The sequence below is a fragment of the Paenibacillus sp. GCM10027627 genome (genome assembly GCF_042675505.1).
Taxonomy (GTDB): Bacteria; Bacillota; Bacilli; order Paenibacillales; family Paenibacillaceae; genus Pristimantibacillus.
Genome location: NZ_JBHTHB010000009.1, coordinates 14351 through 28014, shown reverse-complemented (window position 1 = coordinate 28014; position 13664 = coordinate 14351). Strand labels below are relative to the sequence as shown.

Genomic DNA, 13664 nt, shown 5'->3' with positions numbered 1-13664 from the left:
CGTTCCTTCTTAATTGGACTAACAGGGTGGAACACGACGTTTAAAGGCGGACGTAAACTCCTTCGGCCATACCTTCTCTCCAGCACTCCGCTACGCTTGTTCAATAGGTGCAAACGATGCTAACTCCTAGCCTCGGTTATAGGATCTATATAATAGAAGAAACACATTAGCTGGCATGATTTGCACATGTGCAGACCAGTCGAATGGAGTGTAAAAAAAGCCAATCCCCGCGCGGGATTCGGCTTTTTTTATTTTTATGCGTGGGATAAAAGGTTTTAGTTGCAATTGCCCGCCCAATCCGATATAATATTGACTGTTGGTCTGACGTTGCGTTGATGTGAGAGGTTGCCGACACACCCGGCTCCTTTGCCATGGGGCTTGTGGCGGGTTATTCTCACGGAGTATGTCCGATTAAAAAATTGGGCGATAGAAGGAGGGACTTATATGGCAAAGCAAAAGATTCGTATCCGCTTGAAAGCATACGATCACAGAATTCTTGACCAATCCGCTGAGAAAATCGTGGAAACTGCAAAACGTTCCGGTGCAGGCGTATCCGGGCCGATTCCGTTGCCGACGGAAAAGCAAATCATCACTATTCTCCGTGCGGTGCACAAGTACAAGGATTCCCGTGAGCAATTCGAAATGCGCACACACAAGCGCCTTATCGATATTGTGAATCCTACGCCGCAAACCGTTGATGCGCTTATGCGTCTGGATCTGCCGTCCGGTGTAGATATCGAAATCAAACTGTAAGAAACCGTATATACGATCATAGTGAGGAAATGAGGTGTCAACATGAAAGGTATCTTAGGGAAAAAACTTGGAATGACTCAAGTATTTACTCCTGAAGGTAACGTAGTACCAGTAACGGTAATCGAAGCTGGACCTAACGTTGTTCTTCAGAAAAAGAACGTAGAAACTGACGGCTATGAAGCTGTTCAACTTGGTTTCTCCGATAAGAAAGAAAAGAGATCGAACAAGCCAGAGATCGGCCACGCTAAGAAAGCTGGAGCGACTCCTAAGCGCTACGTTCGTGAAATTCGCGGGATTAACCTTGGTGAGTACGAAGTTGGCCAGGAAGTTAAAGCTGACTTGTTCGCAGAGGGCGAATTCGTTGACGTAACAGGTATTTCGAAAGGTAAAGGCTTTGCCGGCGTTATCAAACGTTGGGGACAAAGCACTGGACCAATGTCTCACGGTTCCCGTTACCACCGCGGACCAGGTTCCATGGGTTCCATTCAAGCGAACCGCGTACCAAAAGGCAAACGCCTTCCAGGTCACATGGGCCACGAGACAATCACGATTCAAAAACTTGAAGTTATCCGTGTAGACGCAGAACGCAACGTCATTCTGGTCAAAGGTTCCGTACCGGGCCCTAAAAACGGCTTCGTTAAAGTAAAACAAACTATTAAGAACTAATTGCTCTTGAAGAAAGGAGGAACACGAAATGCCTAAAGTAACAGTATTTAACGTGAGCGGTTCGCAAGTTGGCGAATTGGAATTAGCGGATAGCGTATTCGGTATCGAGCCTAATGCTCATGTTATGCATAGCGCTGTTGTTTTGCAGCAAGCTGCAGAACGTCAAGGAACGCACAAAACAAAAGGACGCTCCGAAGTACGCGGCGGCGGACGTAAGCCTTGGAAACAAAAAGGCACAGGCCGTGCACGTCAAGGCAGCATTCGCTCCCCGCAATGGGTTGGCGGCGGTACAGTATTTGGTCCAACGCCACGCAGCTACGGTTTCAAATTGCCTAAGAAAGTTCGTCGTTTGGCTATCAAATCCGCTTTGTCTTCCAAAGTGATTGCGAACAGCATCATCGTTTTGGATCAACTGACATTCGCGGCTCCTAAGACGAAAGAATTCAAAGTTATCCTGAACAACCTGAAAGCTGACCGCAAGGCTTTGGTTGTTACAGCTAACTATGAGGATAATGTAGCATTGTCCGCTCGCAACATCCCTGGCGTGAAGTTCGTCGCAGCTGACGGCATCAATGTTCGCGATGTGCTTGTATACGACAAGCTGATTATCACTAAAGAAGCAGTAGAGAAAGTACAGGAGGTGCTTGCGTAATGAAAAATCCACGCGATATTATCAAGCGCCCGGTTATTACGGAACGTACGAGCGATTATATGGCTGCCAAACGTTATGTGTTTGAAGTAGACCTTCGCGCGAACAAAACCGAAATCAAACAAGCTATTGAACAAATCTTTAACGTAAAAGTAACCGGCGTTAACACAATGCGTGTAGCGGGTAAACCTAAACGTTATGGTAAACATAGCGGTTATAGACCTGACTGGAAAAAAGCAATCGTTCAATTGAGCGATGACAGCAAAGAACTTGAGTTCTTTGAAACGTCTGTATAGAAAAGGAGGGAATACAAGTGCCAATCAAAAAGTACAAACCGACCTCTCCTGCTCGTCGTAATATGTCCGTATCCACTTTTGAGGAAATCACGACAAGCACACCGGAGAAATCGTTGCTTGCTCCGCTTTTCAAAAAAGCAGGCCGCAACAACCAAGGTAAAATTACGGTTCGTCACCACGGCGGCGGACACAAACGTAAATATCGTATCATTGATTTCAAACGTAACAAGGACGGCATTGTAGGTAACGTTGCAACGATCGAATACGATCCAAACCGTACATCCAACATCGCTCTAATCCACTACGTTGACGGCGCGAAAGCTTACATCATCGCACCGAAAGGCCTTAAAGTAGGCGATCAAGTCGTATCTGGACCAGACGCGGACATCAAAATCGGCAACGCATTGCCGCTTAAAAACATCCCTGTCGGTACAGTTATCCACAACATCGAGTTGAAACCAGGCAAAGGCGGCCAATTGGTTCGCGCTGCAGGTACTGAAGCTCAATTGCTGGGTAAAGAAACTGACTATGTATCGGTACGTTTAAGCTCTGGCGAAGTTCGCCGCATCCTGAACACTTGCCGTGCAACAATCGGTTCCGTTGGCAACGAAGATCACGAACTCGTGAAAATCGGTAAAGCCGGCCGTTCCCGTTGGCTTGGCAAACGTCCTGAAGTCCGCGGCGTAGTAATGAACCCGAACGATCACCCACACGGTGGTGGTGAAGGCCGTGCTCCAATCGGACGCAAGTCGCCTTTGTCTCCTTGGGGCAAACCGACTCTGGGCTACAAAACTCGCAAGAAAAAGAAAGCATCGAGCCAGTACATTATTCGTCGTCGCACGAAGTAATCGTTGCTTGATACAATCCGCGTGATGGTGTCATCACGCTAGCGTTTATGCGAAGGGAGGATTACACATGGGTCGCAGTTTGAAGAAAGGTCCGTTCATCGACGGTTACCTGCTTAAGAAAGTCGAGGATCTGAACGAAACGAACAAAAAGGTCGTTATTAAAACTTGGTCCCGTCGCTCGACCATTTTCCCGCAATTCATCGGCCACACTTTTGCAGTATACGATGGTCGCAAGCACGTGCCGGTATATGTGACTGAGGACATGGTTGGACATAAGCTTGGCGAGTTCGCGCCGACGCGTACGTACAAAGGCCATGCCAGCGATGACAAAAAAACGGGCAGACGTTAATTTGCCCTTAACCATTTTTTCAATGAACGAGAGGAGGTTCCCACATGCCAGAAGCTAAAGCGCACGCTAAATTCGTACGTATCGCTCCTCGCAAAGCACAGCTCGTAGCGGACTTGATTCGCGGCAAGCAAGTTGGCGAAGCGATTGCGATTTTGCGTCATACGCCTAAGTCGGCTTCCCCGATTATCGAGAAGCTGCTTAACTCCGCGATTGCGAATGCTGAGCACAACTATCAGCTAGACGTGAACAAATTGGTCGTATCGCAAGTGTTTGCGAACCAAGGACCAACAATGAAACGTTTCCGTCCTCGTGCAATGGGACGCGCAAGCCGCATCAACAAAAGAACCAGCCACATCACTTTGGTGGTATCTGAAAAATAAGGAGGGATAACGTGTGGGTCAAAAGGTAAATCCAGTCGGCCTTCGTGTCGGGATTATCCGTGATTGGGAATCCAAATGGTACGCTGGCAAAGACTTTGGCGATCTTCTTCTAGAAGACGTAAGAATCCGTGAATACTTGAAAAACAAGCTGAAAGATGCAGCTGTTTCCCATATCGAAATCGAGCGCGCGGCTAACCGCGTAAACGTGACGATCCAAACGGCTAAGCCGGGTATGGTTATCGGCAAGGGCGGTTCCGAAGTAGAAAACCTGCGTACGGAGCTTGGCAAGATTTCTAAAGGCAAAAAAGTTCACATCAACATCTCTGAAATCAAACAAGCCGATCTGGACGCTATCTTGGTAGCTGAAAGCATCGCACAACAATTGGAGCGTCGCGTATCTTTCCGCCGCGCACTGAAACAAGCGATCCAACGCTCGATGAGAGCTGGCGCTAAAGGAATCAAAACTGCGGTTAGCGGACGCCTTGGCGGCGCTGAGATCGCACGTACGGAAGGTTATAGCGAAGGTACAGTACCTCTTCATACGCTTCGCGCAGACATTGACTACGGAACAGCAGAAGCTCATACAACTTACGGCCGTATCGGCGTAAAAGTATGGATCTACCGTGGCGAAGTCCTTCCTACGAAGAAGAAAGCTCCCCAGGAAGGAGGCAACTAATCATGTTGGTACCTAAACGTGTAAAACACCGTAAGCAACAACGCGGTAATATGAAAGGTCGCGCTAAAGGCGGCACTACAGTAGTATTCGGTGAATACGGCCTCCAAGCGCTTGAGCCATCATGGATTACGAACCGTCAAATCGAAGCGGCTCGTATCGCGATGACGCGTTATATCAAGCGTGGCGGTAAAGTTTGGATCAAGATCTTCCCTGACAAGCCAATTACTCAAAAGCCTCTTGAGGTTCGTATGGGTAGCGGTAAAGGTAACGTTGAGAAATGGGTTGCTGTTGTTAAGCCGGGCAAAATTATGTTCGAGCTAGCTGGCGTACCTGAAGAAGTAGCTCGTGAAGCAATGCGTCTTGCGGCTCACAAACTGCCTGTCAAAACGAAGTTCGTGAAACGCGAAGAAGTGGGTGGTGAAGCAAATGAAGGCTAGTGAATTTCGCAACCTAACCTCTGCTGAGATTGAACAACAGATCGCTGGTTTCAAAGAAGAGCTGTTCAACCTTCGTTTCCAATTGGCTACTGGCCAGCTGGACAACCCGACTCGGATTCGTGACGTGCGTAAGGAAATAGCTCGTGCTAAAACCGTTTTGCGTGAAAGAGAACTCGGAATCAGCAGCTAATAAATCCTTGCCAAGAAAAGTACGATCACGGATGAAGGAAGGAGGAAGAACATGAGCGAACGCAATGCCCGCAAAGTTCAAATCGGCAAAGTCGTAAGCGACAAAATGGACAAAACAATCGTGGTGGCTGTAGAAACTTACAAAAAACATGATTTGTACCATAAACGCATCAAATACACGAAGAAATACAAAGCGCACGATGAAAACAACCAAGCGAAAATCGGCGACATCGTAAAAATCATGGAGACTCGTCCACTATCCAAAGACAAGCGCTTCAGACTGGTAGAAGTTGTTGAAGTAGCGGTTGTTCTGTAATGAGCATGCAGTAACCTAGCATTTTTTCCGAAAGGAGGACGTCAGAAATGATTCAACCATTTACACGTTTGAGAGTTGCCGACAACTCCGGCGCTAAGGAATTGATGTGTATCCGCGTTTTGGGCGGCACTGGCCGTCGCGTTGGTCACATCGGCGATCTGATCGTTTGCTCCGTCAAACAAGCAACACCAGGCGGCGTTGTCAAAAAGGGTGACGTAGTAAAAGCGGTTATCGTTCGTACTAAACGTTCCGTTCGTCGTAAAGACGGTTCCTACATCTCGTTCGACGAGAATGCAGCGGTAATCGTTAAAGAAGATAAGAGCCCGCGTGGTACACGTATTTTCGGACCAGTTGCTCGTGAGCTTCGCGATAAAGATTTCATGAAAATCGTATCGCTTGCACCGGAAGTAATTTAATTGATCAACCAGATAAAACCTGAAAGCTTAAGTGAGCGGGAGGTGTAACAAATGCCAAGGCTGAAAAAAGTATTGGAATCCCACAATAACAAGCTGCACGTGAAGAAAGATGACAAAGTTATGGTCATTAGTGGCCAAGACAAAGGCAAAAAAGGCCGCGTCATCGCAGCTTATCCGCGTGAAAATCGCGTACTTGTAGAGGGCATCAACATGGTGAAGAAGCATACGCGTCCTTCCCAAGCTAATCCGCAAGGCGGGATCATCGAGCAAGAGGCTCCAATCCATGTGTCGAACGTTATGCACCTTGATCCTAAGGATAACGATAAAGTAACTCGCATCGGATATAAGGTGCTCGACAACGGCAAAAAAGTACGGATCGCTAAAAGATCTGGAGCACAGATCGACTAATTGTTAAAGTAGGAAAGGAGGTCCATGATCAATGACAGCAAGATTGAAAGGTCGCTTTCTTAATGAAATTACTCCTGCTCTGATGCAGAAGTTCAACTATACTTCGGTTATGCAAGTACCGAAAATTGAGAAAGTTGTAATCAACATGGGTGTTGGCGAAGCGGTTTCCAACTCCAAAATTCTCGATGTTGCAGTTGAAGAGCTGCGTATCATCACCGGTCAAAAACCGGTTGTCACTCGCGCGAAAAAGTCCATCGCGGGCTTCAAGCTTCGTGAGAACATGCCGATTGGGGTTAAGGTTACACTGCGCGGCGAGCGTATGTACCACTTCCTAGACAAGCTGTTCAACATCTCGCTTCCACGTGTACGTGACTTCCGCGGTGTATCGACTAAAGCATTCGACGGACGTGGCAACTACACGCTGGGCCTTAAAGAGCAATTGATCTTCCCAGAGATCGAATACGATAAAGTTGATAAAGTTCGTGGTATGGACATCGTCATCGTGACGACGGCAAAAACGGACGAAGAATCTCGTGAATTGCTGACCCAAATGGGCATGCCGTTCACGAAGTAATCCACTTTTAGGAGGTGTAATACCCAGTGGCAAAAACTTCGATGAAAGTGAAGCAACAACGCACACCTAAGTTCAAAGTGCGCGCGTACACGCGCTGTGAGCGTTGCGGCCGTCCGCACTCTGTTTTGCAAAAGTTTAAAATTTGCCGGATTTGTTTCCGCGAATTAGCATACAAAGGCCAGATACCTGGCGTTAAAAAAGCAAGCTGGTAATCAAGCCTAGTTCGGGAAGGAGGTTCACATAAATGGTTATGTCTGATCCGATTGCAGATATGCTGACTCGTATTCGTAACGCGAATATCGTTCGTCACGAAACGGTTGAAATGCCTGCTTCGAAAGTGAAGAAGCAAATCGCTGAAATTTTGAAGCGCGAGGGTTTTATCCGCGACGCTGAATATATCGAAGACAACAAACAAGGGATTATCCGTATCTTCTTGAAATACGGCCCTAACCAAGAGCGCGTAATCACTGGTCTTAAGCGTATCTCGAAGCCTGGCCTTCGTGTATACACTCAATCCACTGAGATCCCTCGCGTACTTGGCGGACTTGGAATCGCGATTATTTCCACGTCCAAAGGCGTTATGACAGACAAAGAAGCTCGCCAAGTTAAATCCGGCGGCGAAGTCGTCTGCTACGTTTGGTAATATAAGTTAGAAAGACAGGAGGTGTAACAATGTCCCGTATTGGTCGTAAACCAATCCAAGTACCTGCTGGAGTTTCCATCAACTTGGACAACACAGTTATTACTGTAAAAGGACCTAAAGGTACGCTTTCCCGTGAACTTCACAAAGACATGAAAGTGAACGTAGCGGAAAACGAAATCGTAGTCGAACGTCCTTCCGACAATAAATTGCATCGTTCCCTTCACGGAACGACGCGTAGCGTTATCGCAAACATGGTGACAGGCGTTACTGAAGGCTTCGTAAGAAACCTTGAACTAGTAGGCGTAGGTTACCGTGCAAGCAAATCCGGCGAAAAAATCGTGCTTAACGTTGGTTACTCTCACCCGGTTGAGATTGCTCCCGAGAGCAACATCGAGTTTGAAGTTCCAGCTAACACGAAAATTATCGTTCGCGGTATCGACAAAGAGCGCGTAGGCGCTGTTGCCGCTCAAATCCGTTCCGTACGTGAGCCTGAGCCTTACAAAGGCAAAGGAATCAAGTATGAAGGCGAGCGCATCATCCGCAAAGAAGGTAAAGCTGGTAAGAAGAAATAAGGAACCTGAGGCGTTCCTTGCTATAGCTTCCTAAGGCATAAGGAAAGGAGTGAACCCAAGCATGATTACGAAAGGCGACAAAAACAAGGCTCGTCTGAAAAGACACCTTCGTGTTCGTAAGAAAATTAACGGAACAGCAGCACGTCCGCGTCTGTCTGTATTCCGCTCCTCCAAGCACATGTACGCACAATTGATCGACGACGTAGCAGGCGTAACATTGGCATCCGCGTCCACAAAGGACAAAGAGCTAGTTGATGCTATCGGAAACGGCGGCAACGCTGAAGCTGCTGCTAAAGTTGGTGAATTGATCGCGAAACGCGCTCAGGCAAAAGGTGTAACTGAGGTCGTATTCGACCGCGGCGGTTACTTGTATCACGGCAGAATTCAGGCGCTAGCTACTGCAGCTCGCGAAGCAGGCCTGAACTTCTAATCATTTAATAAGGAGGTAAATCGACTTGCGTGTAGATCCTAATACGTTAGAACTGACTGAAAAAGTTGTTCATATCAACCGTGTTGCTAAAGTTGTAAAAGGCGGACGCCGTTTCAGCTTCAGCGCACTTGTAGTAGTAGGCGACGGTAAAGGCTACGTTGGCGCAGGGATCGGTAAAGCGGGCGAAGTACCTGATGCGATTCGCAAAGGTATTGAAGACGCTAAGAAAAACCTGATCCACGTACCACTCGTTGGAACTACTATCCCGCATCTTGTCCTCGGACATTTTGGCGCAGGTGAAGTCCTTCTGAAGCCAGCTTCCGAAGGTACTGGTGTAATCGCAGGCGGCCCGGTTCGTGCAGTGCTCGAACTTGCTGGCGTAGGCGACATTTTAACGAAATCTCTTGGTTCTTCGAACTCCCTGAACATGGTAAACGCGACGCTTGAAGGTCTTTCCCGTTTGAAACGTGCGGAAGATGTTGCTAAGCTTCGTGGAAAAACAGTCGAAGAGCTGTTAGGTTAAGGAGGGACATACGATGGCAAAATTGCAAATCACCCTCGTTCGCAGTTTGATTGGCCGCAACGAGAAACAACGTGCAACGGTTGAATCGCTCGGCCTTCGCAAAATTCGTCAATCGGTCGTTCTTAACGACAGCCCGGCTATCCGCGGCATGGTTAACCATGTCGGCCACTTGGTCAAAGTTGAAGAAGTTTAAGGCATAGCTCGGATATTCACGAAATCTATAAGGAGGTGCACGAACGATGAAATTGCATGAGTTAGCACCAGCACCGGGTTCTACCCAGGCGCCTAAGCGCAAAGGTCGCGGTATCGGCTCCGGCAACGGCAAAACTGCCGGCAAGGGCCACAAAGGTCAAAACGCTCGCTCCGGCGGCGGCGTTCGTCCAGGATTCGAGGGCGGACAAAACCCATTGTACCGTCGCGTTCCGAAACGCGGCTTTAACAACCCTTTCCGTACCGAATATGCGATCGTCAACATTGAAGAGCTAAACAGCTTTGCAGCAGGTACAGAAGTTACACCAGCGGTTCTCCTTGAGCAAGGTATTGTAAAAAATCCTTTGGCAGGAATCAAAATCTTGGGTAACGGCGAGTTAAATGTAGCTCTAACTGTAAAAGCGAAAAAGTTCTCTCAATCTGCGGTAGAGAAGATCCAGGCTGCCGGCGGTAAAACCGAGGTGATCTAATTGTTCACAACCGTGTCCAACATATGGAAAGTGACGGATCTGAGAACAAGGATCCTCTTCACGCTTTTCATACTATTCATTTACCGGATCGGTTCCTTTATCCCGGTTCCGGGCGTCAATAAAGATGTATTCAAAAATATGAATTCGGCAGGCGCCGACTTGTTCGGCCTGCTGAATACTTTCTCCGGCGGAGCGCTTTTCCAATTCTCCATCTTCGCAATCGGGATTACGCCTTACATTACAGCTTCCATTATCGTGCAGCTGTTGTCGATGGACGTTATTCCTAAATTTGCGGAGTGGGCGAAGGAAGGCGAAAACGGCAAGCGCAAGCTTGCTCAAATTACGCGTTACGGTACAATCATTCTAGGTTTGGTGCAAGGTTTTGCTACCGCGATCGGCTTTAACCGTTCTTTCGGCCTAGAAATGATCCCTGGCGCAACCTTCGTAGATTACTTGGTCATTGCTATCATCCTGACTGCTGGTACAGCTTTCTTGATGTGGCTAGGCGAGCAAATTACGGAAAGAGGCATCGGCAACGGTATCTCGATCCTCATCTTCGCAGCGATTGTAGCCGGTATTCCTGGTCACATCCGTACGATCTATGAAAGCCAATTCGTTGGCGCTCAAGATCAAATGTTCTTGAACATTGCGAAAGTGGTCGTAATCGCGATCTTCATTATCGCGATCATCGTTGGCGTTATCTTCATTCAGCAAGGGGTTCGGAAAATTCCGGTTCAATACGCAAAACGTGTTGTCGGACGCAAAATGTACGGTGGACAATCGACGCATATTCCGATGAAGGTTAACGGTGCAGGCGTTATACCGGTTATCTTCGCGGTATCGCTCATTATGTTCCCGATTACGATTGCGAACTTCTGGTCCACACACACTTGGGCGAAATGGATTATCGAAAATATGAACTATGACAAGCCGCTTGGCATGGTCTTGTACGTATTGCTGATTATCGGTTTCACCTTCTTCTACACATTCGTGCAAATTAATCCGGTGCAAATGGCGGATCAGATGAAGAAGAATGGCGGATACATTCCGGGCATTCGTCCTGGCAAACCGACATCGTCTTACCTAACTCGCGTTATGTCGCGGATTACTCTGACGGGTGCGATTTTCCTTGCGCTAATCTCTATTCTTCCAGTGTTCTTCGGAGCACTAGCAGGATTGCCGAAGTCGGTACAACTTGGCGGCACTTCCTTGCTGATCGTTGTCGGCGTTGCGCTTGACACGATGAAGCAAATTGAGAGCCAGTTGATCAAACGCCATTACAAAGGGTTTATCAATAAATAACATTAGGTTCGAATGCGGGCTGCAGGCGCGGTTTCCGCGGGTAGCCCGAACGGACCTATTGTGTTTAAAGTGAGGATCACGGTAATGAACATTTTATTCATGGGCCCTCCTGGAGCCGGCAAAGGAACACAAGCCGAGCGCATCGTAGAAGAATTCAACATACCTCATATTTCAACGGGTGACGCATTCCGCCTTGCCATGAAACAAGGCACGCCGCTCGGTTTGAAAGCAAAAGAGTATGTAGACCAAGGTTTGCTTGTTCCGGATGAAATTACAAATGGCATCGTGAAAGAGCGTCTATCTCTTGAAGATTGCCAAAAGGGATTCCTGCTTGACGGTTTCCCGCGTACGCTGCAACAAGCCGAAGCGCTTGATGTTATGCTTACGGAACTAGATCGCGGCATCCACCATGTCGTGAACTTAAAGGTTGACCGCGGATTGCTGCTTGCCCGTTTAACTGGCAGACGCATCTGCAAATCTTGCGGTAGCACTTACCATGTCATGTTCAACCCTCCGAAAGTCGAAGGCGTTTGCGATAAAGACGCTGGAGAGCTGTATCAGCGCTCCGACGACACAGAGGAAAAAGTGGGAACGCGTCTGGACGAATACACGTCCAAAACGGCTCCTCTTCTTGAATACTACAGCGGTAAGGATCTCCTGCGCGAAGTCGACGGCGAGAAGGATATTGATGTAGTGACATCCGATATCGTTTCCTGCTTGAAAGGTACGTTGTAATGATCATTTGCAAATCCGAATCGGAGCTGCGACTAATGAGGGAAGCCGGACGAATCGTTGCGGAAACGCACCGACTTATGGCGGCAGCGGTTAAACCGGGCGTTACGACCGGCGAGCTCGACGAAATGGCGGAAAAGTATATTAGAAGCCAAGGCGCAGTTCCCTCGTTTAAAGGTTACAATGGATTTCCTTCCAGCATTTGCGCTTCTGTAAATGACGAGCTGGTACACGGCTTCCCTGGATCTCGCAAGTTGAATGAAGGCGATATTATTAGCATTGATATCGGTGCGCAGTATGAAGGCTTCCATGGAGATTCCGCCTGGACCTATGCGGTCGGGAAGGTGTCGGACGAAGTTCAGAAGCTGCTGGATGTAACGGAGGAGTCGCTTTACGCGGGTCTTGCGCTCATTAAGCCTGATGTTCGTCTCTATACAATATCGCACGCCATCCAAAAGGTTATTGAAGCGGCAGGCTTCTCGGTAGTACGGGAATACGTAGGGCACGGAATCGGCGCGGACTTGCATGAGGAACCGCAAATACCGAACTACGGCATACCGGACAGAGGGCCGCGGCTAAAGCCGGGCATGGTGCTTGCTATCGAGCCAATGGTTAATATCGGTGAACGATATGTCCGTACGCTCGAAGACGATTGGACAGTCGTAACGCGGGACGGTTCATGGTGCGCTCACTTTGAGCACACGGTAGCTGTCACGGAGGACGGCTTTGAGATCTTGACCATTTTGCCGCAGCAGCCTGACGTATAATGATGGATGCGCGTCCCGAAATCGGTCAGATTGTCAAAGTGCTTCGAGGCAAAGACGAAGAAAGCCTTGCCGTAGTTGTCGCCATCATTGACGAGCGATTCGTCCTGATTGCCGACGGCGACAAGAAAAAATTCGATTCGCCAAAGAAAAAGAACGTTCTGCATCTTCAGTTACAGCCTGCCATCAGTCACGAAGTAACAAACAGCTTGCAAGAGACTGGCAGGGTGACCAATGCCAAGTTACGTTATGCAATTCAGAAGTTTGCGTATGCGAAAGGAGAATGACGGTTGGCTAAGGAAGACGTCATTGAGGTCGAAGGCACGGTCATTGAGCCGTTGCCGAATGCCATGTTCAAGGTGGAGCTGGAGAACGGTCATCAAATTCTCGCCCATGTTTCCGGAAAGCTCAGAATGCATTTTATCCGCATCTTGACAGGAGACAAAGTGGTCATTCAGTTATCGCCTTATGATTTATCAAGAGGGCGCATCACCTATCGGAAGTAGGCCGTGGCTTACGGCTTGCCCACGAAAGATTCGGGAGGTAATCACAATGAAGGTTAGACCTTCGGTTAAGCCGATTTGCGAGAAATGTAAAGTCATTCGTCGCAAAGGCAACGTTATGGTGATTTGTGAAAATCCGAAACACAAACAAAAACAAGGATAAAAGGAGGGAAATATAGCCCATGGCACGTATAGCTGGTGTAGATATTCCGCGCGACAAGCGCGTTGAAATCGCCCTGACGTATATTTTCGGTATCGGCAAAACGACATCCCAGAAAATTCTGGCAACAACTGAAGTTAATCCGGACACTCGCGTTCGCGATCTGACTGAGGATGAGCTGGCTCGTTTGCGCGAAGCCATTGACAAAAGCGTTAAAGTGGAAGGCGACCTTCGTCGTGAAATTTCGCTTAACATCAAACGTCTAACTGAGATCGGCTGCTACCGTGGTCTTCGTCACCGTCGCGGTCTTCCTGTTCGCGGTCAACGTACGAAAACAAACGCGCGCACACGCAAAGGTCCTCGTCGGACTGTAGCGAACAAGAAGAAATAAGAAGGGA

At 48.2% G+C, this 13664-nt stretch carries 28 protein-coding genes; all 28 read left to right on the top strand.

Annotated features, from left to right (window positions below; genetic code table 11):
* The first annotated feature begins 444 nt into the window (after nucleotides 1–444).
* The 28 genes from rpsJ (at nucleotide 445) to rpsM (ending at nucleotide 13657) form a co-directional block, all read left to right on the top strand.
* The gene (rpsJ, locus tag ACFQZE_RS22865) at nucleotides 445–753 is read left to right on the top strand and encodes a 30S ribosomal protein S10 (RefSeq protein WP_005544556.1); all 309 of its coding nucleotides are present in this window, start codon (nucleotides 445–447) and stop codon (nucleotides 751–753) included.
* 42 nt (nucleotides 754–795) lie between these two features.
* On the top strand, nucleotides 796–1419 hold the full coding sequence (rplC, locus tag ACFQZE_RS22860) for a 50S ribosomal protein L3 (RefSeq protein ID WP_379361474.1): 624 nt from the start codon (nucleotides 796–798) through the stop codon (nucleotides 1417–1419).
* Between the two features lie 28 nt (nucleotides 1420–1447).
* Complete coding sequence (gene rplD / locus ACFQZE_RS22855) at nucleotides 1448–2071, top strand: 50S ribosomal protein L4 (protein WP_379361472.1); 624 nt, start codon at nucleotides 1448–1450, stop codon at nucleotides 2069–2071.
* Nucleotides 2071–2364: a 50S ribosomal protein L23 gene (gene rplW / locus ACFQZE_RS22850; RefSeq protein ID WP_379361470.1), complete on the top strand. Its 294-nt coding sequence runs from the start codon at nucleotides 2071–2073 to the stop codon at nucleotides 2362–2364. The genes rplD and rplW overlap by 1 nt, the downstream gene beginning before the upstream one ends.
* 17 nt (nucleotides 2365–2381) lie before the next feature.
* Nucleotides 2382–3212: a 50S ribosomal protein L2 gene (rplB, locus tag ACFQZE_RS22845; protein ID WP_379361468.1), complete on the top strand. Its 831-nt coding sequence runs from the start codon at nucleotides 2382–2384 to the stop codon at nucleotides 3210–3212.
* A gap of 67 nt (nucleotides 3213–3279) precedes the next feature.
* Complete coding sequence (gene rpsS / locus ACFQZE_RS22840; RefSeq protein WP_068679361.1) at nucleotides 3280–3561, top strand: 30S ribosomal protein S19; 282 nt, start codon at nucleotides 3280–3282, stop codon at nucleotides 3559–3561.
* 44 nt (nucleotides 3562–3605) lie between these two features.
* Entirely contained in the window at nucleotides 3606–3941 is a 336-nt protein-coding gene (rplV, locus tag ACFQZE_RS22835) for a 50S ribosomal protein L22 (protein WP_257451695.1), read from the top strand.
* Between the two features lie 13 nt (nucleotides 3942–3954).
* Nucleotides 3955–4617, top strand: coding sequence for a 30S ribosomal protein S3 (gene rpsC, locus ACFQZE_RS22830; RefSeq protein WP_379361465.1), 663 nt, complete (start codon nucleotides 3955–3957; stop codon nucleotides 4615–4617).
* 2 nt (nucleotides 4618–4619) lie between these two features.
* On the top strand, nucleotides 4620–5054 hold the full coding sequence (gene rplP / locus ACFQZE_RS22825; RefSeq protein WP_119602796.1) for a 50S ribosomal protein L16: 435 nt from the start codon (nucleotides 4620–4622) through the stop codon (nucleotides 5052–5054).
* Entirely contained in the window at nucleotides 5044–5244 is a 201-nt protein-coding gene (gene rpmC, locus ACFQZE_RS22820; protein WP_119602795.1) for a 50S ribosomal protein L29, read from the top strand. The genes rplP and rpmC overlap by 11 nt, the downstream gene beginning before the upstream one ends.
* A 51-nt stretch (nucleotides 5245–5295) precedes the next feature.
* Nucleotides 5296–5559, top strand: a complete 264-nt coding sequence (gene rpsQ, locus ACFQZE_RS22815) for a 30S ribosomal protein S17 (RefSeq protein WP_379361462.1) — start codon at nucleotides 5296–5298, stop codon at nucleotides 5557–5559.
* Between the two features lie 47 nt (nucleotides 5560–5606).
* A complete protein-coding gene (rplN, locus tag ACFQZE_RS22810) occupies nucleotides 5607–5975 on the top strand; it encodes a 50S ribosomal protein L14 (protein ID WP_379361460.1) in 369 nt (122 codons plus the stop codon).
* Between the two features lie 51 nt (nucleotides 5976–6026).
* Nucleotides 6027–6383: a 50S ribosomal protein L24 gene (gene rplX / locus ACFQZE_RS22805; protein ID WP_379361457.1), complete on the top strand. Its 357-nt coding sequence runs from the start codon at nucleotides 6027–6029 to the stop codon at nucleotides 6381–6383.
* A 31-nt stretch (nucleotides 6384–6414) separates the two neighbouring features.
* On the top strand, nucleotides 6415–6957 hold the full coding sequence (gene rplE / locus ACFQZE_RS22800; RefSeq protein ID WP_379361455.1) for a 50S ribosomal protein L5: 543 nt from the start codon (nucleotides 6415–6417) through the stop codon (nucleotides 6955–6957).
* A 26-nt stretch (nucleotides 6958–6983) separates the two neighbouring features.
* Entirely contained in the window at nucleotides 6984–7169 is a 186-nt protein-coding gene (locus ACFQZE_RS22795) for a type Z 30S ribosomal protein S14 (RefSeq protein ID WP_013312154.1), read from the top strand.
* Between the two features lie 32 nt (nucleotides 7170–7201).
* Nucleotides 7202–7600 carry a 30S ribosomal protein S8 gene (gene rpsH / locus ACFQZE_RS22790; protein ID WP_379361453.1) on the top strand — a complete coding sequence of 133 codons (399 nt, stop codon included), beginning with the start codon at nucleotides 7202–7204 and terminating at the stop codon, nucleotides 7598–7600.
* A gap of 29 nt (nucleotides 7601–7629) precedes the next feature.
* Nucleotides 7630–8172, top strand: coding sequence for a 50S ribosomal protein L6 (gene rplF / locus ACFQZE_RS22785; protein WP_379361451.1), 543 nt, complete (start codon nucleotides 7630–7632; stop codon nucleotides 8170–8172).
* 61 nt (nucleotides 8173–8233) lie between these two features.
* On the top strand, nucleotides 8234–8602 hold the full coding sequence (gene rplR, locus ACFQZE_RS22780) for a 50S ribosomal protein L18 (RefSeq protein WP_379361449.1): 369 nt from the start codon (nucleotides 8234–8236) through the stop codon (nucleotides 8600–8602).
* A gap of 25 nt (nucleotides 8603–8627) precedes the next feature.
* Nucleotides 8628–9125, top strand: a complete 498-nt coding sequence (rpsE, locus tag ACFQZE_RS22775) for a 30S ribosomal protein S5 (protein WP_068679339.1) — start codon at nucleotides 8628–8630, stop codon at nucleotides 9123–9125.
* A 13-nt stretch (nucleotides 9126–9138) separates the two neighbouring features.
* Nucleotides 9139–9318, top strand: a complete 180-nt coding sequence (gene rpmD, locus ACFQZE_RS22770; RefSeq protein WP_379361446.1) for a 50S ribosomal protein L30 — start codon at nucleotides 9139–9141, stop codon at nucleotides 9316–9318.
* Nucleotides 9319–9364: 46 nt separating this feature from the next.
* Entirely contained in the window at nucleotides 9365–9805 is a 441-nt protein-coding gene (rplO, locus tag ACFQZE_RS22765; protein ID WP_379361443.1) for a 50S ribosomal protein L15, read from the top strand.
* Nucleotides 9806–11107, top strand: coding sequence for a preprotein translocase subunit SecY (gene secY, locus ACFQZE_RS22760; RefSeq protein ID WP_379361441.1), 1302 nt, complete (start codon nucleotides 9806–9808; stop codon nucleotides 11105–11107).
* An 84-nt stretch (nucleotides 11108–11191) separates the two neighbouring features.
* Nucleotides 11192–11842, top strand: coding sequence for an adenylate kinase (locus ACFQZE_RS22755; protein WP_379361439.1), 651 nt, complete (start codon nucleotides 11192–11194; stop codon nucleotides 11840–11842).
* Nucleotides 11842–12606 carry a type I methionyl aminopeptidase gene (gene map, locus ACFQZE_RS22750; RefSeq protein ID WP_379361437.1) on the top strand — a complete coding sequence of 255 codons (765 nt, stop codon included), beginning with the start codon at nucleotides 11842–11844 and terminating at the stop codon, nucleotides 12604–12606. The genes ACFQZE_RS22755 and map overlap by 1 nt, the downstream gene beginning before the upstream one ends.
* Before the next feature lie 2 nt (nucleotides 12607–12608).
* Nucleotides 12609–12890, top strand: a complete 282-nt coding sequence (locus ACFQZE_RS22745; RefSeq protein ID WP_379361572.1) for a hypothetical protein — start codon at nucleotides 12609–12611, stop codon at nucleotides 12888–12890.
* A 3-nt stretch (nucleotides 12891–12893) separates the two neighbouring features.
* Nucleotides 12894–13109 carry a translation initiation factor IF-1 gene (infA, locus tag ACFQZE_RS22740; RefSeq protein ID WP_015847200.1) on the top strand — a complete coding sequence of 72 codons (216 nt, stop codon included), beginning with the start codon at nucleotides 12894–12896 and terminating at the stop codon, nucleotides 13107–13109.
* Between the two features lie 46 nt (nucleotides 13110–13155).
* The gene (gene rpmJ, locus ACFQZE_RS22735; RefSeq protein WP_003333770.1) at nucleotides 13156–13269 is read left to right on the top strand and encodes a 50S ribosomal protein L36; all 114 of its coding nucleotides are present in this window, start codon (nucleotides 13156–13158) and stop codon (nucleotides 13267–13269) included.
* A 19-nt stretch (nucleotides 13270–13288) separates the two neighbouring features.
* Nucleotides 13289–13657 (top strand): 30S ribosomal protein S13, encoded by a 369-nt coding sequence (rpsM, locus tag ACFQZE_RS22730; protein WP_379361435.1) that lies wholly within the window; start codon nucleotides 13289–13291, stop codon nucleotides 13655–13657.
* The last annotated feature ends 7 nt before the right edge of the window (nucleotides 13658–13664 follow it).